This is a genomic window from Mesorhizobium sp. B283B1A (assembly GCF_020165735.1).
GTDB classification, from domain to species: Bacteria; Pseudomonadota; Alphaproteobacteria; order Rhizobiales; family Rhizobiaceae; genus Mesorhizobium; species Mesorhizobium opportunistum.
This window is the reverse complement of the sequence record NZ_JAIUIQ010000005.1, coordinates 136,635-158,686: the sequence shown is the minus strand read 5'-3', so window position 1 is coordinate 158,686 and position 22,052 is coordinate 136,635. Positions and strand designations below refer to the sequence as shown.

Genomic DNA, 22,052 nt, shown 5'->3' with positions numbered 1-22,052 from the left:
GCGTCACCACCGCGATCCGGCCGTCGTCATTCCGCCGCCTTGACGAAGGACGGGTCGATCATCTGCTCCGGCGTCACGTCGGCCTGCAGCAGCTTGGCGTTCTTGGCCGCCGCCTCGACATCGGCGAATGTCTTGGTGGTGAAGTCGCCGGTGAGCGCCGTCTTGTTTTCGGCGAGCGAATAGTAGCGCACGCCATCAAAGGCGGTGTTGAGATCCTTGACGTCCGAACCGACGGCCTTGGCGATGATGGCGCGGCCACCAGGCGTGTCGGCCTTGTAGTCCTTCAGTGCCGCATCCCAGGTTTTGATCATGGCCAGCACCTGGCCGGGCCGTGACTTGACCACCTCGTCGCGCACCACCAGCACGTCGCTGATCAGGCCGGGATCCTCGCCGGCGGTGAACAGGAGCTTGACGTCCTTGTTCTGCGCCATGGCCACAGTGAGATACGGCTCGTAAGTGACCGCGACCGGTACCTGGCCCGCAATCAAGGCACCACCGGCATCGGCGGCGGGCATTGGAACCGGCTGGATATCGGCGACTGACATGCCGTTCCTGGAGAGCGCGTATTTGAGCAGGATGTCGCTCGTCGTGCCTTCTTCGAAAGCGACCTGCTTGCCTTTGAGGTCGGCGATGGAGGTGACGTCTTTGCCGGCGATGATGGCGTCGGCCGTCATCGAGACATCGAGCAGCAAAACGATCTTCACCGGCAGGCCGGCGGCAACCATGCCCATCGCCGTGTGGGTGGCGATGTTGGCGGCGTCGAGCTGGCCGCTGGCAAGCGCGGCATTGATATCCTTGTCCTCGGCGAAGTTGACGATCTGGACGTCCGACAGTCCGTTTGCCTTGAACAGGCCCTTGGCGTCGGCGACGTGCCACTGGCCGTAGCCGAGCCAAGGCTCGATGCCGATCTTGAACGATCCGGCCTCGGGCGTCGTGGGAATGGCCGCATCGGCCGCGTGGGCTGCCGGGGCGGCAGCGAGCCCGATGGCGGCGGCCGTCACGAGCGCGCGAAATTGTCCTGCTAGCTTATGCATCGTCTCTAGTTCCCCTTGATGATCAGACCGCTCTTTTACCCAGGCGTCCGGTCTGGTGAGACTGCGGGGTCTGCTCTTGCGGCACTGTGCCTCGGCGTCTTGCCCGCCACTTCATGGTGAAGTGCGAGGATATTTCAGCGTCAGCGGCGGCGGATGTCAAGGCTAAAATACATACATGCATATACAAGTTGGAATGAGTCAATTTTCCACCATGGGCAAGCCTTCCCCCCGCATCCCCCGCAGCCATCAATCATGCTCTTTCTGGATCGATCCGGTCGAGGAAATCGCTCACCCGATCGGCTCCGGTGTCAGGCTCGCTGCCGACCATGACCGCAACCGAAAAGGCAATGAGGGAGGAGACCGGCGTGTGACTGCGCGCACCGGCCCGCAGGTTCATGACCAGGGTTGGCGACAGGAAGAGCCCTGAGCGCAGCACCGATCGCCAATCCGCAGGGAGCATGCCGCGCCGCTCAAGCTCCAGCAGCAATGGCCGCCACAGCGCGGTCGCCTTGACCTCCAGCAAGTCGCGGCGGACGGGGCTCAGGTCCCAGTCCGTGTCGACATGGAGCAGGTTCCCGTCCAGCCGCGCCTGCGCGCGAAAAGCCTCGGTCGCGATGGCCGGATCGTAGAGCCAGAACGGATGGGCGAAGATGTTGTGGAACGTCGCTTTCACCTCCGCCAGCAGCGTCGGGATATGCGAGCCGGCAAAGGCGGGATCGAAGAAGGACAGTGCCGCCCTCCCCGCGTTCTCGGTGTACCAGACATTGGCGTTGTGGGCGTCGCCATGCGCGACCACGCCGCCGGCATCGGCAAGCCGATCCGGCCGCAAGCGCGCGGTCGCGGCATCGAAAAGCTCACCGATGCCCTTGGTGTAAAGCTGGCCGTTGATGACGAACTTCAGCCGCGAAAACCGGTCCCAGTCGAGTTCCGCGCCGGGAAAGGCAAACGACTTGCCGACATAGAAATCGGCCAGCCGGCCGCCTGGCGATGCGCGTGTATCCGGATCGATCAGCCGCTCATAAAACAGCCGATGGATCGGCTCCGCCGCCACCTCCGCGACGGTCACAGGATGCAGCGTCTCAAGATAGACCTCGAGCAACCTTGCGGACAGGTCGCGCTCGGCAAGGGCCGCCTGTCGCCTTTTCTCGGGATCATCTTCGGCATCCAGCGCGAACAGCACGTCCGAAAATCTCGGATCCATGCGGCGGCGATAGACAAGGATCTGTTCGCCCGGCTGGGCCGACATATGGACGGGCTGGTCGACCGGCAGGCCGGCGCGCGACAGGATCTCGGCCCGGTAGTACTCACCGGTCATGCCTTCCTCCCGCTCCTCCTGATGGAACTTGAAGAAGTAGGCCTCGCCGTCGCTATCGAAGAAACCGTTCAAAGAATTGAGGCTGTATTTGTCCACGTTTATGCGGACATTGCCGGGGTTCATCCCGAACAGATCGCCCAGCAATGCCGAAAGCGCTTGCTGCGCCGCCGCGACATCATGCTGCGCGAGAGCCCGGATTCGCGCCGTGCGGCTCTGTGGCTGCGTCATCCGCCGTCCCTTCCAGCCAGGCCGTCCACCAGAGGCAAAGCCACCTTTATCAATACATGTATATACATTTGCAGCGAACGCTCCGCGGCTTGTGCTTTCTCGTTGACGTCAGTTGGTTCTGGAGGGGGAATAGCGGCTGCCGAGCGAATAGCGGCTGCCGGCGTAGGTGAGCTTGCTGATCGTGGCGACGACCGCGCCCGTCCACGTGCGGCGGTGCAGGAGAAGGCAACAGCTGCCGACATCGATGCCCAGATGCCGCGCCGTCTCCTTGTCGGCCGGAATCGCGGAGATGATGTGCTCGACCTCGGTCACCGGGGTCTTCTGCATGAGGTAGTCATAGGTCGCCGTCTTGGTGAAATCCTGCTTGTCGTAGTCTGGGATCAGGCTCGGATTGACGAAGCGCTCTTCCAATTGAACCGGCAGGTCGTTCTCGAAATTGACGACCACCGAATGATAGATCGAGACCCGCTTTGGAAACTCGAACGACAGCGCGAGCTCCTTCGACGGCATGATCGTTTCGAGGACGAGAACCTCGGAGCGATGCCTGTTGCCGCGCTCGACGATCTCTGCCGCGATGTTGTTGATCTCGATCAGCGTCGACTGCGGCCTAGGCGGCGCGATGAACGTGCCGACACCTTGCAATCGGATCAGGAATCCCGCTGCGGTCAGCTCCCGCAAGGCCCGGTGAACCGTCATTCGCGACACACCAAGCGAAACCACCAACTCATTCTCGGACGGCAGCTTGCGATCTTTGCCCCACCGGCCCGTTCCGATGTTGGTCAGGATATAATCCTTCACCTTCTCGTAGAGCGGGCTCGCCGTATCGGGCAAATCGATCATGTCAAAATCCTTTCCGCCAATCTATCGGAAATCAAAGCGGGCTCAACAGGTTGCCGCATGCGGATGATCGTTTTCAAGCCATCGCTGCGCCCCGCCAACAGCCGCTCATACGCAGCCGGAACCTCGTCCAGGCCGATCTCGCGATCGATCAGGGCGAGCAGCGGTTCGCTGAGTTCACCCAGCATCCGCACCGCGTCGGGCAGTTCGTCGGCGAAGGCATGGCATCCCAGCAACGCGATCTCGCGTTCGACCAGAAGGTTGGGGTCGATGTCGAGACGACCATGGAAGATACCGACCATCGCCGCCGCGCTGCCGGAATCGAGCACGCCGAGCAACTGGTTGAACGCGGCGACACTGCCGGTCGCCTCGACGGCCGCCAGCAGCGGGGCGTTGGCGGTTGCCGCGGCAATGGCATCGCGGTCGAGATCGACAATCGTGGCTCCAGTCACCTGGGCCACACGGGCGCAGCGGGCCTGGTTGCGGTCGGCGACCAGCACCGTGCCGGCGAAGGTTTGCGACAGCAGCAGCGCGGCAAGACCGCCAATCGGCCCGCAGCCGACAACAAGCACCGAGCCCGTCGTCTTTGGCAGGCGCCGCACCGCGTGCAGCGCCACCGCAAGCGGCTCGGCCATCGCGGCAACCCGCTCGTCAAGGTCGGCATCGATGACATGCAGCAGACGTGCGGGCAACATGGCCTGTTCGGCAAAGCCGCCGTCGCAGATTTCTCCGACGAAACCCAGCGACCCGCAGAGATGCCGCCTGCCGGCGCGGCATTGCGCGCAGTCCCCGCACCAGAACCGGGAATCGGCAACCACCCTGTCGCCAACGGCGACGGTATCGACGCCCTCGCCGATGGCGATCACCGTGCCGGTCAGTTCATGGCCGGCCGTCGATGGCGAGCGGCTTATCCACTGCCCGGTGCGGAAATTGTGCAGGTCCGAACCGCAGATGCCGGCGGCATCGACCCTGAGCTTCACCCAGCCCGCATCCGGTATCCCTGGCGTGGCGATATCTTCCACGCGCAGATCACCGGGGCCATAAAGTCGTGCCGCCCTCATCGCGATCGCCTCCGTTCAGCCGGCGAGGTAGCGGTCGCGGATCTCCGAGACCGCGTTTTCATGCGAGCTGAAACCCTCGTAGCGGGCGAGTCTGCGGGCGTGCCGCGCCAGTTCCGGATAGGCGGCCGAGGTGACATAGCCAACCGACGAGCGTTTGACGAAATCCGTCACCGAGAGCGGCCCATAGGTTCGCGCCCAGCGGCTGGTCGGCAGCACCGCGTTCGGCCCGAGGACGAAATTGGCAAGCGTCACCGGCGTATGCGGTCCCATGAGGATTTCAGCTGCCTCGGTGATGTGCCCGAGATGCGCGAACGGCTCCTTCGACAAGATTTCCAGATGTTCGGGCGCATAGTCGTTGATGAAACGGTAGCTGTCTTCCAGCGACGCGGTCAGCACGATGCCGCCACGCTTTCCGGTCAGCACCGCGCGCGAGAATTCGACGCGCTGTTCGGTCATCCGCGACCAATGTTCAGGAAGTGCCGCAAGCGCTGCCTCGGCGACCTTGCGGCTGTGGGTCACCAGATAGGCCGAGGAATCCGGGCCATGCTCGGCCTCGATCAAAAGATCGAGCGCGGCAAGGCCACCGTCGACGCTGTCGTCGGCAAAGATGATCGCTTCCGACGGGCCGGCGGGCAGGCCGGTGTTGATGATCGAGGACAGCACGCTCTTGGCCGCCACCACCCAGGGGCTGCCGGGGCCGACGATCTTGAGTGCCGGCTGCACGGTCTCGGTGCCGTAGGCGACGGCGGCGACCGCTTGCGCGCCGCCGCATTTGTAGACGGTACTCACCCCGGCGAGGCGAGCGGCGACCAAGGTCGCAGCGTCCACCGAACCATCCGATGTCGGCGGCGTCACGATCGCGATCCGCGGCACGCCGGCGATGACAGCCGGTACCGATGTCATCATCGTCACCGAGGGAAATGCACCCTTGCCGCGCGGCACGTAAAGCGCCACGGAGGCGATCGGCGTGTACCGGTCGCCGGCATAGGCGCCCGGCCGGACTTCCTTGAGCCACATCGTTTCCGGCTTCTGCTCTTCATGGAAGCGCCTGATGTTGTCGATGCCGAAGCCGATGCTTTCCACGACATCCTTCTCGACCTTGTCGAATGCCGCGTCGAACTCGGCCTCCGACACCTTCAGTCCGCCTTCGGCCACATCGGCCTTGTCGAGTTCCCTGGCGAAGCGGATCAAAGCGGCGTCGCCCTCGTCCTTGACGGCCTGGATGATCGGGCGGACCTTTTCGACGAAGACCGACAGATCGCCCTCGGCGCGTTTCAGAAGGCCGGCCCGCTGGGTAGCATCGAGCGATGACAGATCGTGGAAGCTGACGTCGGACATGGAAATTTCCTTCTGTTGGAACGCAACGTACCGGCCGGTCACATTGCGGAAAACTTTGATTTCGAACCTATAGCGGGCTGCCTCAGATCGATGCCAGGAAGCCGCCATCCACCGGAATGGATTGGCCGGTGATGTAGGCTGCAGCATCCGAGGCAAGGAACACGGCTACGCCGTGCAGGTCGCGCAGATCGCCGAAACGATGCTGCGGGATCTTGGCCAACATCGACTGCTGCCACGCCTCGCTGCTGTAGAACACGTCCGTCATCGCCGTCCTGAAGTAGCCCGGGGCGATGGCATTGACCCTGATGCCCAGATCCGCCCACTCCGCTGCCAGCGCCCGCGTCATGCCGAGCAGGCCCGACTTGGACGAGCCGTACGGGACCGCGGTCGGAATGCCGACTTCGGATGTCAGCGAGCATAGATTGATGATGGCGCCGGGCCGTCCGGCGTCGCGCATCTGCCGCGCCGCTGCCTGGGCGCAGAAGAAGGCTCCTTTGAGATTGGTGTCGACGATCCGGTCCCAGAGCGCCTCGTCGACATCGAGCGAGGGCCGCACTTCTTCCATCCCGGCATTGTTGACGAGGATGTCGAGACCGCCCAGCAGGCTAGCAGCCTCGGCAGTGGCCGCCCGGCAGCGGCCGACGTCGGTGACATCGAGGGCGACGGCATGCGCAACGCCGCCGGCCGCGCGGATGGCCGCAATCGTCTCATCGAGGGAGGCCAGGCTGCGCGCCGTGACCGCGACGTCGGCGCCGGCCGCGCTCAACGCCTCGGCGATGCTGCGCCCGATACCGCGGCTGGCACCGGTGACAAGCGCTTTCCTGCCGGCGAGGTCGAAGAGAGAAGCATTGCGCATGTGATCCTCCTGGGCAGCCTCGGCTTCGAAGCTAACAGGCCTTAGGTTACATATACAAGCATATACAAATCATTTCGGCTAGGCTATTTGTGGCGTCGTCCACCAGTGCACTCCGCAGGGCGACCGGCTTGCCCGGGGAGAGGATGCAGCGAAATCTGGCTTTTGAGAACCCGCCGATGACGACACATATGTGCGTGTCAGCATCGGCTCTCCGTCGGAGAACGACCACTTCATGGCAGCGCTCTCGCAACTGTTGTGATTTCCCGAAAGCCATGCTGAATTGTCTCGCGCCCGGCTCGATTTCGCGGGCCTGCCATTTCTCGCGGGCGCAGTCACGCCACCACCAAGCCCATAAGAGCCCGCAATATGTCCGAGAGCAGCCCGCCCAGGAGCCTCTACTGCGAAACGGCAGGCGGCACGGGTAGTTATCCGACGCTCGCCGGCGCGCAGCGGGCAAGGGTCGCCATTGTCGGCGGCGGCTTCACAGGACTTTCGACCGCCTTGCATCTGGCGGAAGCCGGCGACGACGTTGCCGTGATCGAGGCTCAGCAGCCGGGTTGGGGCGCTTCGGGCAGAAATGGCGGCCAGGTCAATCCCGGCCTCAAATACGATCCCGACACGATCGAGGCGATGTTCGGCCCGGAACTGGGGCCGCGGATGATCGACTTCTCCTATGGCGCGCCGGATTTCACCTTTGGTCTCATCAACCGCCTCTCGATCGCCTGCGAGGCGCGGCAGAACGGCACCATACGCGCGGCCATCCGGCCGAAGCCGGAAGCCGCCGCACGGGCCACGGCCGCCCAATGCGCGCGGCGAGGCATGCCGGTCGACATGCTGGACGCACAGGCGATGGCGGCACGAACCGGAACCGACAGATATACATCCGGCATGTTCGATGCCCGCGGCGGCGACCTTCATCCGTTGAAATACAGCCTTGGCCTCGCAGCCGCCGCGCAGGGCGCCGGTGCGCGGATATTTGGCGGCAGCGAAGTTCTCTCGCTGAAGAGGGAGGCTGGACGATGGATGCTCAAAACCGCGAACGGCGCTATCAGCGCCGAGAAGGTGCTTATCGCGACCAACGGCTATACAGGCGCCCTGTGGCCAGGGCTTGAGCAGTCCCTTGTTCCTGTGTTCAGCGCCATCGCGGCGACCGAACCGCTTCCGCCGCCGGTCGCGGCCGCGATCCTTCCGCAAAGGCCGGTGCTTTACGAAGCCGGCAACATCACCGTGTACTACCGCATCGATGCCGAGAGGCGCCTTCTCATGGGCGGCCGGGGACCGATGAAGCCCATTGGCGATGCCTCCGCCATTCGCTATCTCACCGACTATGCGCTGCGGCTCTGGCCGGCGCTTGCCGGGGTACGCTGGACACATGGCTGGAACGGCCGGGTCGCGATCACCAACGACCATCTCCTGCACATTCACGAGCCGGAGGGCGGCATCCTGATCTGCCTTGGCTACAACGGCCGTGGCGTCGCCATGGCCTCGGCGATGGGCGCTGCCCTGGCGCAGCGGCTAGGAGGTGATGAGACGTCGCCGTTTCCCATGCCGATATCGCCGCTCAAGCCAATCCGGTTTCACCACTTCTGGCCGCTCGGCGTGAAGGCGGCGATCCTTTCGGGGCGACTGAAGGACCGGTTCGGCCTCTGACGCGAAGAGTTCGTCCGGCCTGACGGCCCGGGACCGCGACCTGCCCCGGACTGCGGGCGTCTTTGGTCCGCGCCCTTTTCATATTCGAACGCGAAGCCAGCCATTTCCGCTCGGTAGCGCTACCGCGTGGCCGACGAAATTATAGGCACACTTGCCGATTAACAAAAATCACAACAGGCGACCAAGATCATATGACCATCAACGATCTTGGTCCCGAGGTTGCCCCTCGGCATTGGCGAAAAGGAGAGCCAGATGCCCGTTCAGCAGAGAGTGACCCATCGTTCGAAACAATCTCGGGGATAATCTCTAGGACAATCTCTGGGCATGCCATCTCAGATGGTCTTCCATGAATGTCGAGATGAAGAAATACGAGTGATCGTAGCCGTCTTGCATGCGCAGGGTCAGCGCAATGCCGGCCTTCGCGCAGGCCGCTTCCAGAAGCCAGGGCCTCAGCCCGTCATTGAGAAATCCGTCCGATGTTCCTTGATCGACGAAAAACTCCGGGAAGCGGTGGCCATCCTCGATGAGCGAGGTGGCATCGTAGCCACGCCATGATGTCTCATCCGCGCCGAGATATTTTTCGAAGGCCGGCCTCGACCAGCCGGCGGTGGCTGGCTGCACGATCGGCGCAAACGCCGAACAGCTTTTGAAGCGTCCTGGATTTTTCAGCGCAATCGTCAGCGCACCGTGGCCACCCATCGAGTGGCCAAAGATTGCCTGACGCTTCATGTCGGTCGGAAACTCCCGCGCGATCAGGGCCGGCAACTCCTTGGTAATGTAGGAGTACATGCGATAGTTCTTCGCATAGGGCTCCTGCGTTGCATCGAGGTAGAAGCCGGCGCCGCAGCCAAACTGCCAATTGTCCTTCTCGTCAGGGATGTCGGCGCCGCGAGGACTGGTGTCGGGACAGACGACGATCAGGCCAAGCTCGGCGGCCATCCGCCTGTATTCCCCCTTGTCCATCGCATTGGCATGCGTACAGGTGAGGCCGGAGAGATACCATACGACGGGGCAAGGCTTTTCACGGGCCTGGGGCGGCACGAAGACGGCAAAAATCATGTCGCAGGAGCAGGCATCCGAGGCGTGGGAATAGACGCCCTGCACACCGCCGTGCGACTTCGCAACGGAGATGGTCTTCATCTGGTCCGACATGTATTTCTTCTCCACCATTGGAAAACGTCGTTACGGCCGCCTGTCTACGGCATCGCTCGGGATCACGGCAACCTTGATGGATTGGATCATGCTTTGGCGCCGTTCCAGCCCAGGGAACCGAAGCCTACATGCGGTGGCGGCGCATGCATGCCGCTCCCAAGCGCCGAGACCGACGGATCGCGCGGCGTCCACAGGCTAGGTGTCGACAAATTATCGCATGGTCCTCATGACAAACGGCTGGTCATCTCGAGCGCAGCAATTTCTGCGCGATGGACCAGGCCTGTTCGACATGATGCCGGGCGGCGGCCTCGGCCCTGTCGGGGTCGCGCGACTTGATGGCGTCCATGATCGCGGTCATTTCGGCTATCTCCGGTTCCCGGCGATTGCTCGAACTTATGGTCATCGAGCGCAGTTGATTGATGCGAACATTCAACCCCTGCACGATCTGCTAAGCCGCCTTGACGATGCGGAACCCTTCAACCTCCTTGACCACCGGCAAGCCCTTCCAGCGTTCGGAATCGTGAAGAATGATCAGCCGGTCAAGATTGCCGCCGATCTCGGTATTGATGCGGTCGATGGTCTTGAGCTGGTCCCACACGCTGCCGACAGCGTTGTTGAGCGGCTGATAGACGCCGTCGTGCTTGTGGCCGGTGAGTTGGCGGGACGAGTAGACGCAATCACCGGAAAGTACGATGCGGCCACGCGACGTCTCCACGATGACGAACTGCTGGCCCATCGTGTGGCCCTGCCCCAGCCTCACATGGATGCCTGGCAGAAGATCGTCGCGGTCACCGTCGACCAGCGTCAACCGGTGTTCCACCGAGGCATCGAAGGCAGCGCGCAGATCGTCGGGATCGATGATGGCGGTGAGGAAGCCGTATTGCGGCGGCAACGCCATCGCCTCGTGCCAGGACAGCAACTCCTGCTTCTGCATATAGAGGCGGGCTTTGGGAAACTGATCGATGGAGCCCATGTGATCGAAATGGGCATGGCTGACAATGATGTCGGTGATGTCGTCCGGCGCCAGCCCCAGTTCGGCAAGCATGCGAACCGGGGAAATCCACCAGGGTATGCCGAACTTATCGGAGAAATTCGGGCCGGTTTCGTCCTTCATGAAGCCTGTATCGACCAGCACGTTGCGGTCGCCGCGCCGCGCCAGAATAAAGGAAAAGGGCAGGTCCGTGGGGCCGTCATCATACATCCCGTTGACCAGATCGACCCATGGCTGGTTCTTCGATCGCGCGAACTCGATGACATAGATCTGCCAATGCTCGGCCTGAGCCATGTGATCCTCCTCAACTTTCCGCAAGTGAGCGGCCAAGGCTGGAAAGCCCGACCGCGATGATCAAAATGGCGCCCTGGAACACGTATTGGGAAAAGGTCGGGGCACCGAAAATGTTGAGGCCATTGAAGCCGAAAGCAATGATCAGGGCGCCGACCAAAGTCCCGAGGACATGAAACTCGCCGTCGCGCAAAGTCGCCGAACCGAGAAATACCGCCGCGAACGCAGTCAGCAGATAGGAATCGGCCGCGCTGGTCGTACCGCTGCCCAGCCGCGAGGCCAGGAGAATGCCGGTGAGGGAGGCGCACATGCCGGAAATGACGAAACCAAGCGTCTTGATGCGATCGACGTTGATACCGGCAAGGCGCGCCGCGGCAGGGTTGCCGCCGACCGCCTGAATCTCCTGGCCGATGGAGGTGCGCTCGACCAGCACCCACAGGATGCCCAGCACAAAGACCATGACGACGATGTTGTTGGGGATGCCGAAGAGCCAGCGGCCGAGCGAAAGCTGCAGGAAGGCCTCCGGTACGCCGGCAACGATGGGCACCCCGGCGGAGTAGGCGAAGGCGAGGCCCGTGATGATGGTCCCGACGCCCAGCGTCGCGATCACCGAATTGACTTTCATCTTGGTGACGATGAAGCCGTTGACCAGGCCGATCAGCGCGCCAAGGGCGAGCACGATGAAAATGGCCAGAGGGATCGGCAGCTTGTCATGGACGATGAAGCCGGTGACGAGAATGCCGTGCAGACTGGCGGCAAAGCCGATCGACAGGTCGAGCTCGCCGACGACGACCGCCAATGTCAGGCCGCCGGCGATGATCATGGCTAGCGAGGCCTGGTTGAGGACGTTGGTGAAGTTGCCTAGGGTCGAGAACGCCTTCGGCGACAGGATCGAAAAGGCAACGATCATCGCCAGCAATCCGAGGATGGTGGCGTAGCGGGCGAAAATTCCGAGCACAGCCTTGGTTCGGGGGGTCAGGCGCCTGTTGTACGTCGAGACATCGCTCATGTGGTCATCCCCTTGGTCAATGGCTCCCGCTCACCATAGCTTGCCTCGACAATAGCGGAGCGCGACATCGATGCGCCGCTCAGTTCGCGAACGACAAGGCCTTCCGCCATCACCAGCACGCGATCGCAAAGGTCCGGCAGTTCATCGGGTTCGGACGAGATGACGAGAACCGCCATGCCGGCCGCGGCGAGATCGCGGATTTGACGGTGGATCTCCGCGCGTGCGCCGATATCGACCCCGCGGGTCGGTTCATCGAGAATGAGGATGTGCGGCGCGCGCTGCAGCCAGCGGCCGATAACCACCTTCTGCTGGTTGCCGCCACTTAGCCGGCCAACAGGGGTGTCCATGCCTGCCGTCTTGATCGCCAGCAGCTTCATCGTCTCGCGGGCGAGCGAGGACTGCGATTTTCGGCTGAGAAGCGGCACCCTGCGACCGAGCACAAGCTTGTCGAGATTGACCAGACCAAGATTGAAGGCGACGCTCTTCGACAGGAAAAGCCCTTCGGTGCGCCGCTCCTCCGGCACCAGGCCGAGCCCGGCGGCAACCGCCGCTCGTGGCGTTTTCGGCGCGAAAGGTTTGCCTTTGAGCGTCATGCTGCCCGCGTCGGCGCGATCGGCACCATAGATCAGCCGCACCAGTTCGCTACGTCCGGCGCCGACCAGCCCGCCGATGCCCAGAACTTCGCCCTGGCGAAGTTCGAAACTTACGCCACGCACCTTGGGCGAGCGTGTCAGGTTCTGGACGCGCAGAACGACCTCATGGTTCTGCGGCGCATATTCAGGCCTGCTGTCGTTGCCGACATGGGCGGAGCCCACGATCGCCTTGACCAGCGCCCTCCTGGTCAATCCGGCACCGGCGAATTCGGCGACGGAATTGCCGTCGCGCAGCACCGACACCCGATCGCAGAGTTTCAGGATCTCATCCAGGCGGTGCGAGACGTAGAGCACGGCGACGCCGGAGGCGGCGAGGTCCTTGATGATCACGAAGAGCTTCTCGCTCTCGGCGGCGGAGAGCGAGGCGGTCGGCTCGTCCATGACGATGAGTCGCGATTTGCGGACCAGCGCGCGGCAGATATTGATCAACCAGTTTTCGGCGGTCGACAGCCCTTTCACATTTGCGTTGAGCGAGGCGGTGATGCCGACGCGCCTCGCGATGGGCTCGACGTCGCGGGCGATGGCCGCCCAATCGGTCAAGCCGAAGCGCGATCGTTTTGGCACGCCGAGCATGATGTTCTGGAGAACGGTCATGCCCGGAACGAAAGCCAGTTCCTGATGAATGAAGCTCATGCCGAATTCCGTGGCGCGGTGCGCGGTCTCGATGCCGACGGTTTGCCCGTCGACCTCGATCGAGCCCCGGTCCGGGTGGTTGAGGCCGGCAAGGATCCTGATCATAGTCGACTTGCCCGCGCCATTGGCGCCGACCAGCCCGTGAACCTCCCCCGCGACAATGTCGAGGGAGGCGTTTCGCAACGCTTGGGCGCCGCCGAAGGCCTTGCTGATGTTGCGCACGACAAGAAATGGAGGCGCCATGGGCGCCACCATCTCCATTGCCGCATCTCCTGGTACCCTATCGGTCAAAAGCTGGCTGCGCCTACTGGATCGCGTCGGGATGCTTGGTCAGAAAATCCGCCACCGTATCCTTGGTCACCAGCACCGCCGGCACTTCGGCGGCCTTGGGAGCCCAGTTCTTTCCGGCAGCGCTGATCTCCTCAATCATCTTCGCCATGTTATAGCCTTCGGTGTAGCTGTCTTGCCATGCCGTTGCGGTCATGAAGCCGTTCTTGATATTTTCAAGAGCCTGGGCATTTCCGTTGATGCCGTACACCATCACATCGGTGCGGTTCTGGGCACGCAGCGAGCCAATCGCGCCGATCGCCGGATCATCCCAGCAGCCCCAGATCGCCAAGTTCTCGGCGCCAGCAGGATGCGAGGCGAGCCATGCATTGGCGTACTGCGCGCCGTCTTCAAAGTAGCCGGGAATGCGCACTTCGTTTTTGGTCACCTTGATGTCGGGGTATTTGGCGACCATTTCATCCATGACCTGCTCGCGGTTCCGGCAAACCTCCCCCGTATGATAGGTGAGGGCAAGAATGGAACCCTTGCCGTTCATATTCTTGAGCATCAGGTCCACGACCGGGATGGCCATCGGGCCGCCCGAGCCGTTGGTGGCGGCAACGGTGCCACCCAGCCCGCCGCCCCAGGTCACGACAGGAATGCTCGCGGAACCGGCCGCAGCGAGCCCGGCGCCGATCGACGAGAACGGGAACACCATGTCGACGATTGCATGCGCGCCCAGCTGGGCGAAGTTCTGGATGGCTGCGTTGGCCTGGTCCGCATTGCCCGCCGCGTCGACGACGGTGACTTTCCAGCCGAGTTCGTCGGCTGCTTTTGTTGCGCCCTGGATATAGCGGACATTGTTGGCTTCCGTGGCGCTGATCGACACGATACCGAGCAGCGGCTTGTCGGCCGCGCTGGCCTGCGCGCCGGACAATGCCAGGGCCACGGCGCAAACGCCGAACGTCAGGTTTTGCATGGTTCTCTCTCCCTTGTGAGGTTGGGCTTGCACCTTCAGATTCAAAGCTGATGGCCGCCTAACCGTTTCGGCAGATTTTCCCATCTTAGGCAGCTTCGCAAGAAAATTCGTGCAAAGAAGCACAAAATAGGCGAGAGATTCGCATTAAGGTTCAGCTAAACGATTAGCTACGAGAGCAGATGGCCACCATAAAAGACGTCGCAAGGGCTGCCGGTGTGTCGACGGCGACGGTGTCCGCGGTCGTTAACGACACCGCCTATGTGAGTCCGGAATTGCGTGCTCGCGTGCTCGCCGCGGTGCGCGATCTTCGCTATGCGCCGTCCTTGGTGGCGCGGAATCTGCGCAGCGGCCGCAGCCAACTGATCGCGCTTGCCGTGGCGGATCTGGCAAACCCGTTCTATGCCCGTATCGTCACCGCGGCCGAGGCGGCGGTCGCCGCCTGGGGCTACTCGCTTGTGCTGTTCAACAGCGATGAAAAGCCCGACATCGAAAGACGCATTCTTTCGCGCATTCGAACACTGGGATGCGATGGATCGGTGGTCGTTCCGGTGGGACCCGAAAGCCATTACCAGCGGCGGGATTTCGAGGGCATGCCGGTGGTCCTGCTCGGCCGTTCGATCGGTGACGCCGGCGTCGACACCGTCACCATCGACAATCTGTCGGCCGGCAAGCAGGCGACCAACTATCTCCTGGACCTTGGCCACCGCCATATCGGTTCGATCACCGGACCCATGCAATTGACGACGGGTAGCGGCCGGCTGCAAGGCATGCTCGAAGCGATGGCGGCGCGCGGGCTTGCCCCAAAAACCGGGCATGTCCGTTCCGGCGAGTTCCGCGAAGACACCGCCTATTCGGTCGCGCGGGATCTGCTCGGACAGCCGGACCGGCCAACCGCCCTCTACGTCGCCAATGGCGTCATGGCCATCGGGGTCATGCGGGCCGTTGCCGATCTCGGGCTGCGCTGCCCCGAGGACGTTTCGATCGCCTCGACCGACACGGTCGCAGGAGCAGGCGGGCTGAAGCCGCGCCTTACCCGTACCGAGCATCCGGTTACCGACATGACCAATGAGGCACTGCGCATGCTGGTCGACCGCATCGAAGGCAAGGTCGCCCAACCTGCCCGCAACGTGGTTTTCCAGCCAGCGCTAGTGGTTGGAGAAAGCTGCTCGCCATTCAAGCCGCCAACGCATTGATCGGAGCCGGAACAATTCCGATGTGGGCAGCCAGCGGATTGTCGTTCCGTATCGCCGCCGATGACTGACACTGACGATCAGCCGAGAGACAGTTCCTTCGTCTGATGTCTCAGCACGAGGCCGACCGCGCCCAGCAATGCATCGTTCTGGGTGTGCTTGCCAACGATGATCCGCGTGCGCAGGGCCGGAGCGATATCGCGGGACTTGATGAGCGTGTGGCGTTCATAGGACGCGATCAGCGGCGTCAACAGAATGTCGCCCGCCAAGGCCATGTGCCCCCCGATTATGATAAGCGGCGGATTGAGCACCGATCCGATCAAGCCGAGACCCCGGCCGGCGATCTCGGCGGTATCCTCGATCATGCGCAAGGCCCTGATGTCGCCCTGCTCGGCCATCGTGATGACATCGTCCATCGTGACTTGGCGCCGCACGATGCGCGAAATCTGTTCCAGTGGCCGAGCAAAACTCGCGTAGAGCTCCAGGCATCCACGATTGCCGCACCGGCAAAGATCGCCGCCGGGGTCGATGCTGATATGCCCGAATTCGCCGGCGCCGCCGGCGATGCCCGTTACCAGCCGGCCATGCTGGACAATGGCCCCACCGACGCCCAGATCGATCTTGAACAGCACGAAATCATCTTGGCCGATGGCCGCACCCCACATCAGCTCCGCAATGGCCGAGCAGTTGCTTTCGTTGTCGGCGAAGATCGGCCGCTCCAGGACAGGCCCGAACACATCTCGTATGTTGACGCCGGCCCATGTTGGAACGATGCTCGCGCGCAGCACCACTCCATCGCGGCTGACAGGGCCGGAGACGGAAACCCCAACCCCCAGGAGCCCCGCCACCGGCAGACCGTTTTCCTCGTAAGATCGGGCAATTGCCGATTTGGCCATCTGGGCCGCCTGTTGCGGCTGGTAGTCCAGAGCCATGGGGATAGTTTGTTCGGCAATGACGGAATGTGAGACATCGGCAAGGATGAGCCGCATCTCCTGAAGACCCAGGTGAATCCCGACGCAGGTGCCCGCTGTCGGATTGAGCGTCAAGGCCGCCGCTGGTCTGCCGATACCCCTGATCCCATCGCGGCTGGCCGGAGCTTCGATCACCATCCCCGACTTTCTCAAGCCATTGAGCGCGGTTGAGACAGTAGAGCGCGCCAGACCGGTGACGTGCGTGATCTGCGACGCGGAGAGTACGCCGCGCTCGCTCAAGCACCGCACGATCATGCTCTCCGGCGACGCGGACGGTCTGCCGATCAGCCAGTTCCTAAGCGAAGGTTTTGTCATGGATCAACATAAACATCGTTGACTGATAGCGCCAATATGTCATCTTGGAAAGAACTCGAGATTAACGCATCTCGCCGGCGGCGGCTTCAAACCGCGGCCATAAGCGGTCGATACGAACCGTGCAACATTATATGGGAGTGAAACGATGAAATCCGTCATGACCGCCCTCGCGGCCGCCACTGTGTGCACCTTTTTCACGGGGGCTGCCTTAGCGGAGCCCAAGACGAACCTGCTACACCAATGGGCGACCGGATCGGACGCCCAGGCGATCGCCAAGCTCGGCGAGATGTTCACCGCCAAAGGCGGCAAATGGGAACAGACGTCGATCGCCGGTCACACGGCCAATACGCTGGCCAAGCTGCGTGCCGACGTGATCGCCGGCAATGCGCCGCCTGCCGTGCAGCTCAAAGGCCCGGAAATCGCAGAGTGGAACAAGACCGGCATGACCGCCGATCTCGACGAGTTGGCGGCCTCGGAAGGATGGGAGAAAGTGGTGGCGCCGGAATTGCTTCCGGTGATGAAGCCGACGGGCAAATGGGTCGCGGCTCCCATGAACATCCACCGCATCAACTGGCTCTGGGCCTCGCCGAAGGTCATGCAGGCGGCCGGCGTGGCGGAAATGCCCAAGACCTGGGCCGAGTTCAACGCGGCCTGTGACAAGATCGTCGCCTCAGGCAAGATCTGCATCTCGCATTCGACCGCCGACTGGACGGATTCGACGGTGTTCGAGGTCGTGCTCTATGGCCAGGACATCGACCTCTATCGCAAGGCCTTCGTCGAAGGCGATGTCGAATCCATGCGCAGCCCGGGGATGGTCAAGGCCTTCGAGCAGATGCGCCTGATGACGACCAAATACATGGATCCGGGCATGGTTGGCCGCGACTGGGATTCGATGTCGGCGCTCGTCGGCAAGGGCGACGCGGCGTTCCACATCATGGGCGACTGGACGATCGGCTTGCTGACCGCCGCCGGTTTCAAGGAAGGCACCGACTATGTCTGCGCCCAGGCGCCGACCGATTGGGGCAAACCCGGCTTCATCCTCAACTCCGACTCGGTCGTGTTCTTCAAGCAGAAGGACCAGGATTACATCGACGGCCAGAAGCTGCTTGCCAGCCTGATCCTGTCGCCCGATTTCCAAACGGTCTTCAACCAGGCCAAAGGCTCGATCCCCGCGCGCCTGGATATCGATCTGTCGAAGGGCTTCAATCCATGCCAGCAGCTCTCGCAGAAGGACCTGCAGGCTTCGATCAAGGACGGCACGCTGGTCCGCTCGATGGCGCACAACATGACCATCCCGCAGAAGATGCGCGGCGCGATCATGGACTCCATCACTGAGTTCGTGGCGACGCCCGACATGTCAGCCGAGGACGGCGCCAATGCGATGGCCGACGCGGCAGAAGCGCAGAAGTAGGCGGGATCGGCCGGGCGCAATAGCTATCAGCACCCGGCCATCCTAGTCCCGCGCTCCAGATGTCAAATCACGACCTGATCCTATCGGTCCCAGCACCCGCCCGCCCCTGGCGGCAGCGGCTGGGCTCGGCGATGCCCTTGCTAGTGCTCGGCCCCTCCCTCGTGGCGAGCTTCGTCTACGTCTTCGTGTTCACCGGCTGGACGCTCTACATCTCGCTCTCGAACTCCTCGCTGCTTCCGACCTATGGCTTCGTCGGCCTGGACAATTACGCATCACTGTGGGCGAACCGGCGCTGGAACATCGCTTACAACAACCTCTTTTTCTTCAGCGGTTTCTACATCGTCGGCTCGATGGCCGTGGGACTGCTGCTGGCGATCCTGATCGACCAGCGGGTGCGCGGCGAAGCGGTCTGGCGGACGATCTTCCTCTATCCGCTGGCGGTCTCCTTCATCGTCACCGGCACGGTCTGGAGTTGGCTCTACAACCCCACCGACGGTATCCAGGCGATGGTGCGCGGATTGGGCTGGACGAATTTCAGTTTCGCACTCGCCAGCGATCGGCACTACGCGATCTACGCGGTGATCATCACCGGTGTCTGGCAGTCCTCGGGCTTTGCCATGGCGCTCTTCCTGGCCGGTCTGCGCTCGGTGGATTCAGACCTCGTCAAGGCCGCGCAGATCGACGGCGCATCGACCTTCCGCATCTATCGCAAAGTGCTTCTGCCGACGATTGCGCCGATCTTCCTGGCGGTCGCCGTCATCCAGATCCAGTTCGCCATCAAGACCTTCGACCTCGTCGCTGCCCTCACGAAAGGGGGACCGGGGATCTCGACCACCTTCCCGGCCATCTACGTCTATGACCTGATGTTCCAACGTGGCCAGATCGGCGAAGGTGCGGCGGCGGCCATCATGATGCTTGCCGCTCTTGCCGTGGTGCTGGTGCCCTATTCGTTCTGGGTGGTTTGGCGCCGGCGCAAGGAAGCCGGCCATGGCTGACGCAGCGCTGGACCAGTCGCACGATCATCGCGCCGCCGCTGTCGCGACGCGCAGGCATTTCCTCACCCGCTTCGTCATCTATGGGCTGCTGGTTGTCTTCGCGGCGATCTACCTGGTCCCGTTGCTGGTCGTGGTGCTGAATTCATTCCGCGATCAGCAAGAGATCGCACGCAACGGGCTGATCTCGCTGCCACGCAGCTTCCGCCTCGAAGCGTGGGGCCAGGCCTGGAGCACCTATTGCATCGGCGGCACCTGCGAAGGCATGCAGCGCAACTTCTACAATTCCCTGAAAATGACGATCCCGGCGACGATCATCTCGACGGCGGTCGGCGCGATGAACGGTTACATCTTGTCGAAATGGCGCTTCAAGGGTTCGGAAGCACTGTTCACCTGTATGTTGCTCGGCGTCTTCATTCCGGGCCAGATTTCGTTGATGCCCTGGGCGTTCATCCTCGGCAATCTGGGCCTCAGTAATTCGATCTACGGGCTCATCGTCATCCACGTCATCCAGGGCATTTCATTCACCACCCTGTTCTGCCGCAACTACTACGTCAGCATCCCCGACGATCTCATCAAGGCCGCGCGCATCGATGGCGCAGGCTTCTGGCGCATCTTCCGCAAGATCATCCTGCCGCTCTCGTCACCGATCCTGATCGTTACCGTGATCTGGCAGTTCACCGGCATCTGGAACGAATATCTGTTCGGTGTCGTCTTCACCTCCGGGCAGCAACAGCCGATCACGGCCGCGCTCGTCGCGCTGACGGCAAGCGGCACGAATGTACGCGCCTACGATGTCATGAGTGCCGCCGTGCTGATCGGCGCGCTGCCGCCGCTGCTGATCTATCTCTTCGGCGGCAAGTATTTCGTCCGCGGCCTGACCCAGGGTGCAATCAAATGAGGCGCGATCAAGCGAGCGGAGCCTGTCTCATGTCGTCGATCGCTCCTACCGGCAAGAAGGGCATCGCATGTCGACATTGACCATCCGATCCCTGCGCAAGAACTTCGGCGCGGTCGAGGTGCTGAAGGGCATCGATCTCGAGGCGCAGAACGGCGAGTTCATCGCGCTGGTCGGACCGTCCGGATGCGGCAAGTCCACCCTGCTCGCGATGATCGCCGGGCTGGAAACCGTAACCTCCGGCGAGATCCGCATCGACGGCCGGCTGGTCAATTCGGTTGCGCCGAAGGACCGCGACATCGCCATGGTGTTCCAGTCCTACGCGCTTTACCCGACGATGACGGTGCGCGAGAACATCACCTTCGGCATGGAAAGCCGCCACGTACCGAAGCCGCAGCAGGACGAGGCCGTCAAGCGGGTTGCAGCTTTCCTGCAGATCGAACCGCTGCTTGGGCGCAAGCCCGGACAGCTTTCGGGCGGCCAGCGCCAGCGCGTCGCGATGGGCCGGGCGCTGGTGCGTGATCCGAAACTGTTCCTGTTCGACGAGCCGCTCTCCAATCTCGACGCCAAGCTGCGCGTCGACATGCGTACCGAAATCAAGAAGCTGCATCACCGCGTCGGCAAGACGACGGTTTACGTCACCCACGATCAGGTCGAGGCGATGACGCTCGCCTCGCGCATCGCCGTGATGCATCAGGGCGAAGTCCAGCAATTCGATGAGCCGGCCACGATCTACAACCGTCCGTCCAACATGTTCGTCGCGGGTTTCATGGGTTCGCCGGCGATGAACTTCCTGCCGGCCGAACTGAGCCAGGAAGGCGGTCGCACCACTGTTGCCTTGCAGACCGCCGGCGGCAAGCCGGCCAGCCTGTCGATCATCCAGACGCTTGCCGCCGGAACGCCGCGACAACTGGTGCTCGGCGTCCGGCCGGAGCACATCTACCGGTTCGATCCCGATCTTCAGCGTCGCAAGCCAGGCATCGCGCCAATCGATGCCGTGGTCGAACTGGTCGAGCCGACAGGCGCGGAGACCATGGCCGTTCTGCGCCTGGGCGGCAAGGAGATCACCGGTCGTTTCGACCCCGACAGCACGCCACGGATGGGTGAGACGGTGACGCTCGGTATCGACATGGCGCGTGCGTGCTTGTTCGACCCGACGACCCAACGCCTGATCTGACCAACGCCTGATCTGAAATGAGCTCCGCATTGTCCTTTGCCACCTATCCGAGCCTCACCGATCGTGTCGTGCTGATCACCGGCGGGGCGTCGGGCATCGGCGCCGACACGGTCCGCGCCTTCGCCGCCAATGGCGCGCGCGTCGCGTTTCTCGATCTGCAGCAGAAGGCGGGCGATGATCTCGCGCGAGAACTCGCCGCCGCACCGCACGCGCCACTATTCCTGCGCTGCGACGTGACCGATATTCCCGCTCTCCAGGCTGCGATCGGCACGGTGCGCGACCGCCTCGGATCTGTAGCGGTGCTGGTCAACAACGCCGCCGACGACAATCGCCATCCAGTCGCCGACGTGACGCAGGAGTATTGGGACCACGCCCAGGACGTGAACCTCAGGCACCACTTCTTTGCCGCGCAAGCCGTGCATCCGCACATGAAGGAGTTGGGCTTTGGTTCGATCGTCAATTTTTCCTCGATCGCCTGGCGTTTCGGCGCGGCGGAGATGGCGCCCTATGCGACGGCCAAGGCTGCGGTGGTCGGGTTGACGTTCGCGCTGGCGCGGGCATTTGGCCCCGACAACATCCGCGTCAACGCCATCGAGCCGGGTGCCGTCATCACCGACCGGCAACGGCAGCTTTGGTTCAAGACGGAGGCGTCGGTCGACCAGGTCGTGCAGCGGCAGATGATCCGCCGGGTTCTGCTCGGCGAGGAGATCGCGCGCGCGGTGCTGTTCCTTGCCGCCGACGACAGCCGCATGATCACCAAGCAGTCGATCACCGTGGATGCCGGCCTGCGATGACCGCAAAACC

The 22,052-nt window shown here is 62.8% G+C and carries 20 protein-coding genes and 1 pseudogene; 7 read left to right on the top strand and 14 right to left on the bottom strand.

The features are described from left to right. Nucleotides 1-26 precede the first annotated feature (26 nt). From LB577_RS05875 to LB577_RS05850, 6 genes are all read right to left on the bottom strand, one after another. Complete coding sequence (locus LB577_RS05875) at nucleotides 27-1,034, bottom strand: ABC transporter substrate-binding protein (protein WP_224685947.1); 1,008 nt, start codon at nucleotides 1,032-1,034, stop codon at nucleotides 27-29. Between the two features lie 250 nt (nucleotides 1,035-1,284). Next, nucleotides 1,285-2,577, bottom strand: a complete 1,293-nt coding sequence (locus LB577_RS05870; protein WP_224685946.1) for a hypothetical protein — start codon at nucleotides 2,575-2,577, stop codon at nucleotides 1,285-1,287. A gap of 108 nt (nucleotides 2,578-2,685) precedes the next feature. Further along, the gene (gene hutC, locus LB577_RS05865; protein WP_013896990.1) at nucleotides 2,686-3,417 is read right to left on the bottom strand and encodes a histidine utilization repressor; all 732 of its coding nucleotides are present in this window, start codon (nucleotides 3,415-3,417) and stop codon (nucleotides 2,686-2,688) included. Next, nucleotides 3,414-4,475, bottom strand: a complete 1,062-nt coding sequence (locus LB577_RS05860) for a zinc-dependent alcohol dehydrogenase (RefSeq protein ID WP_224685945.1) — start codon at nucleotides 4,473-4,475, stop codon at nucleotides 3,414-3,416. Before LB577_RS05860 ends, hutC begins: the two co-directional genes overlap by 4 nt. Nucleotides 4,476-4,490: 15 nt before the next feature. Next, nucleotides 4,491-5,813: a histidinol dehydrogenase gene (gene hisD / locus LB577_RS05855; protein ID WP_013896992.1), complete on the bottom strand. Its 1,323-nt coding sequence runs from the start codon at nucleotides 5,811-5,813 to the stop codon at nucleotides 4,491-4,493. Between the two features lie 82 nt (nucleotides 5,814-5,895). Beyond that, a complete protein-coding gene (locus LB577_RS05850; protein ID WP_224685944.1) occupies nucleotides 5,896-6,669 on the bottom strand; it encodes an SDR family NAD(P)-dependent oxidoreductase in 774 nt (257 codons plus the stop codon). A gap of 366 nt (nucleotides 6,670-7,035) precedes the next feature. Here LB577_RS05850 and LB577_RS05845 point away from each other — a divergent pair, with 366 nt between their 5' ends. Next, nucleotides 7,036-8,319, top strand: coding sequence for an NAD(P)/FAD-dependent oxidoreductase (locus LB577_RS05845; protein ID WP_224685943.1), 1,284 nt, complete (start codon nucleotides 7,036-7,038; stop codon nucleotides 8,317-8,319). A 306-nt stretch (nucleotides 8,320-8,625) separates the two neighbouring features. Here LB577_RS05845 and fghA read toward each other — a convergent pair whose 3' ends face one another. The 6 genes from fghA to LB577_RS05815 form a co-directional block, all read right to left on the bottom strand. Then, a complete protein-coding gene (fghA, locus tag LB577_RS05840) occupies nucleotides 8,626-9,471 on the bottom strand; it encodes an S-formylglutathione hydrolase (RefSeq protein WP_031249913.1) in 846 nt (281 codons plus the stop codon). A 241-nt stretch (nucleotides 9,472-9,712) separates the two neighbouring features. Then, nucleotides 9,713-9,913: an FCD domain-containing protein gene (locus tag LB577_RS05835; protein WP_224685942.1), complete on the bottom strand. Its 201-nt coding sequence runs from the start codon at nucleotides 9,911-9,913 to the stop codon at nucleotides 9,713-9,715. A gap of 6 nt (nucleotides 9,914-9,919) precedes the next feature. Then, the gene (locus LB577_RS05830) at nucleotides 9,920-10,756 is read right to left on the bottom strand and encodes an N-acyl homoserine lactonase family protein (protein WP_224685941.1); all 837 of its coding nucleotides are present in this window, start codon (nucleotides 10,754-10,756) and stop codon (nucleotides 9,920-9,922) included. Nucleotides 10,757-10,766: 10 nt separating this feature from the next. Then, complete coding sequence (locus LB577_RS05825; protein ID WP_224685940.1) at nucleotides 10,767-11,762, bottom strand: ABC transporter permease; 996 nt, start codon at nucleotides 11,760-11,762, stop codon at nucleotides 10,767-10,769. Continuing rightward, nucleotides 11,759-13,291, bottom strand: coding sequence for a sugar ABC transporter ATP-binding protein (locus tag LB577_RS05820; RefSeq protein WP_224685939.1), 1,533 nt, complete (start codon nucleotides 13,289-13,291; stop codon nucleotides 11,759-11,761). Before LB577_RS05820 ends, LB577_RS05825 begins: the two co-directional genes overlap by 4 nt. Before the next feature lie 61 nt (nucleotides 13,292-13,352). Further along, nucleotides 13,353-14,294 carry a sugar ABC transporter substrate-binding protein gene (locus tag LB577_RS05815; RefSeq protein WP_224685938.1) on the bottom strand — a complete coding sequence of 314 codons (942 nt, stop codon included), beginning with the start codon at nucleotides 14,292-14,294 and terminating at the stop codon, nucleotides 13,353-13,355. A 179-nt stretch (nucleotides 14,295-14,473) separates the two neighbouring features. Here LB577_RS05815 and LB577_RS05810 point away from each other — a divergent pair, with 179 nt between their 5' ends. Beyond that, nucleotides 14,474-15,487, top strand: coding sequence for a LacI family DNA-binding transcriptional regulator (locus tag LB577_RS05810; RefSeq protein ID WP_224685937.1), 1,014 nt, complete (start codon nucleotides 14,474-14,476; stop codon nucleotides 15,485-15,487). Between the two features lie 77 nt (nucleotides 15,488-15,564). Here the strand turns inward: LB577_RS05810 and LB577_RS05805 are convergent, their stop codons facing one another. After that, on the bottom strand, nucleotides 15,565-16,530 hold the full coding sequence (locus LB577_RS05805) for an ROK family protein (protein WP_224686022.1): 966 nt from the start codon (nucleotides 16,528-16,530) through the stop codon (nucleotides 15,565-15,567). A gap of 111 nt (nucleotides 16,531-16,641) precedes the next feature. Then, nucleotides 16,642-16,710 (bottom strand): annotated as a pseudogene (locus LB577_RS33440) (hypothetical protein); the annotation flags it as partial. Between the two features lie 205 nt (nucleotides 16,711-16,915). Here LB577_RS33440 and LB577_RS05795 point away from each other — a divergent pair. The 5 genes from LB577_RS05795 to LB577_RS05775 all read left to right on the top strand — a co-directional run bounded on the left by LB577_RS05795 (nucleotide 16,916) and on the right by LB577_RS05775 (nucleotide 22,042). Beyond that, nucleotides 16,916-18,181 carry an ABC transporter substrate-binding protein gene (locus LB577_RS05795; protein WP_140572911.1) on the top strand — a complete coding sequence of 422 codons (1,266 nt, stop codon included), beginning with the start codon at nucleotides 16,916-16,918 and terminating at the stop codon, nucleotides 18,179-18,181. A 59-nt stretch (nucleotides 18,182-18,240) separates the two neighbouring features. Next, on the top strand, nucleotides 18,241-19,176 hold the full coding sequence (locus tag LB577_RS05790) for a carbohydrate ABC transporter permease (RefSeq protein ID WP_013897044.1): 936 nt from the start codon (nucleotides 18,241-18,243) through the stop codon (nucleotides 19,174-19,176). Continuing rightward, a complete protein-coding gene (locus LB577_RS05785; RefSeq protein WP_224685936.1) occupies nucleotides 19,169-20,074 on the top strand; it encodes a carbohydrate ABC transporter permease in 906 nt (301 codons plus the stop codon). Before LB577_RS05790 ends, LB577_RS05785 begins: the two co-directional genes overlap by 8 nt. Nucleotides 20,075-20,141: 67 nt before the next feature. Next, nucleotides 20,142-21,248, top strand: coding sequence for an ABC transporter ATP-binding protein (locus LB577_RS05780; RefSeq protein WP_224685935.1), 1,107 nt, complete (start codon nucleotides 20,142-20,144; stop codon nucleotides 21,246-21,248). A 17-nt stretch (nucleotides 21,249-21,265) separates the two neighbouring features. Then, nucleotides 21,266-22,042 (top strand): SDR family NAD(P)-dependent oxidoreductase, encoded by a 777-nt coding sequence (locus LB577_RS05775; protein WP_224685934.1) that lies wholly within the window; start codon nucleotides 21,266-21,268, stop codon nucleotides 22,040-22,042. The last annotated feature ends 10 nt before the right edge of the window (nucleotides 22,043-22,052 follow it).

What these genes read in the sequence shown, in the direction of transcription:
- LB577_RS05815 (WP_224685938.1), bottom strand. Translation starts at nt 14,294, where the DNA reads ATGCAAAACCTGACGTTCGGCGTTTGCGCCGTGGCCCTGGCATTGTCC.
- LB577_RS05875 (WP_224685947.1), bottom strand. Translation starts at nt 1,034, where the DNA reads ATGCATAAGCTAGCAGGACAATTTCGCGCGCTCGTGACGGCCGCCGCC.
- LB577_RS05830 (WP_224685941.1), bottom strand. Translation starts at nt 10,756, where the DNA reads ATGGCTCAGGCCGAGCATTGGCAGATCTATGTCATCGAGTTCGCGCGA.
- LB577_RS05850 (WP_224685944.1), bottom strand. Translation starts at nt 6,669, where the DNA reads ATGCGCAATGCTTCTCTCTTCGACCTCGCCGGCAGGAAAGCGCTTGTC.
- LB577_RS05780 (WP_224685935.1), top strand. Translation starts at nt 20,142, where the DNA reads ATGTCGACATTGACCATCCGATCCCTGCGCAAGAACTTCGGCGCGGTC.
- LB577_RS05845 (WP_224685943.1), top strand. Translation starts at nt 7,036, where the DNA reads ATGTCCGAGAGCAGCCCGCCCAGGAGCCTCTACTGCGAAACGGCAGGC.
- LB577_RS05810 (WP_224685937.1), top strand. Translation starts at nt 14,474, where the DNA reads ATGGCCACCATAAAAGACGTCGCAAGGGCTGCCGGTGTGTCGACGGCG.
- hisD (WP_013896992.1), bottom strand. Translation starts at nt 5,813, where the DNA reads ATGTCCGACGTCAGCTTCCACGATCTGTCATCGCTCGATGCTACCCAG.
- LB577_RS05795 (WP_140572911.1), top strand. Translation starts at nt 16,916, where the DNA reads ATGAAATCCGTCATGACCGCCCTCGCGGCCGCCACTGTGTGCACCTTT.
- LB577_RS05775 (WP_224685934.1), top strand. Translation starts at nt 21,266, where the DNA reads ATGAGCTCCGCATTGTCCTTTGCCACCTATCCGAGCCTCACCGATCGT.
- hutC (WP_013896990.1), bottom strand. Translation starts at nt 3,417, where the DNA reads ATGATCGATTTGCCCGATACGGCGAGCCCGCTCTACGAGAAGGTGAAG.
- LB577_RS05790 (WP_013897044.1), top strand. Translation starts at nt 18,241, where the DNA reads ATGTCAAATCACGACCTGATCCTATCGGTCCCAGCACCCGCCCGCCCC.
- LB577_RS05785 (WP_224685936.1), top strand. Translation starts at nt 19,169, where the DNA reads ATGGCTGACGCAGCGCTGGACCAGTCGCACGATCATCGCGCCGCCGCT.
- LB577_RS05825 (WP_224685940.1), bottom strand. Translation starts at nt 11,762, where the DNA reads ATGAGCGATGTCTCGACGTACAACAGGCGCCTGACCCCCCGAACCAAG.
- LB577_RS05870 (WP_224685946.1), bottom strand. Translation starts at nt 2,577, where the DNA reads ATGACGCAGCCACAGAGCCGCACGGCGCGAATCCGGGCTCTCGCGCAG.
- LB577_RS05820 (WP_224685939.1), bottom strand. Translation starts at nt 13,291, where the DNA reads ATGGCGCCTCCATTTCTTGTCGTGCGCAACATCAGCAAGGCCTTCGGC.
- LB577_RS05860 (WP_224685945.1), bottom strand. Translation starts at nt 4,475, where the DNA reads ATGAGGGCGGCACGACTTTATGGCCCCGGTGATCTGCGCGTGGAAGAT.
- fghA (WP_031249913.1), bottom strand. Translation starts at nt 9,471, where the DNA reads ATGTCGGACCAGATGAAGACCATCTCCGTTGCGAAGTCGCACGGCGGT.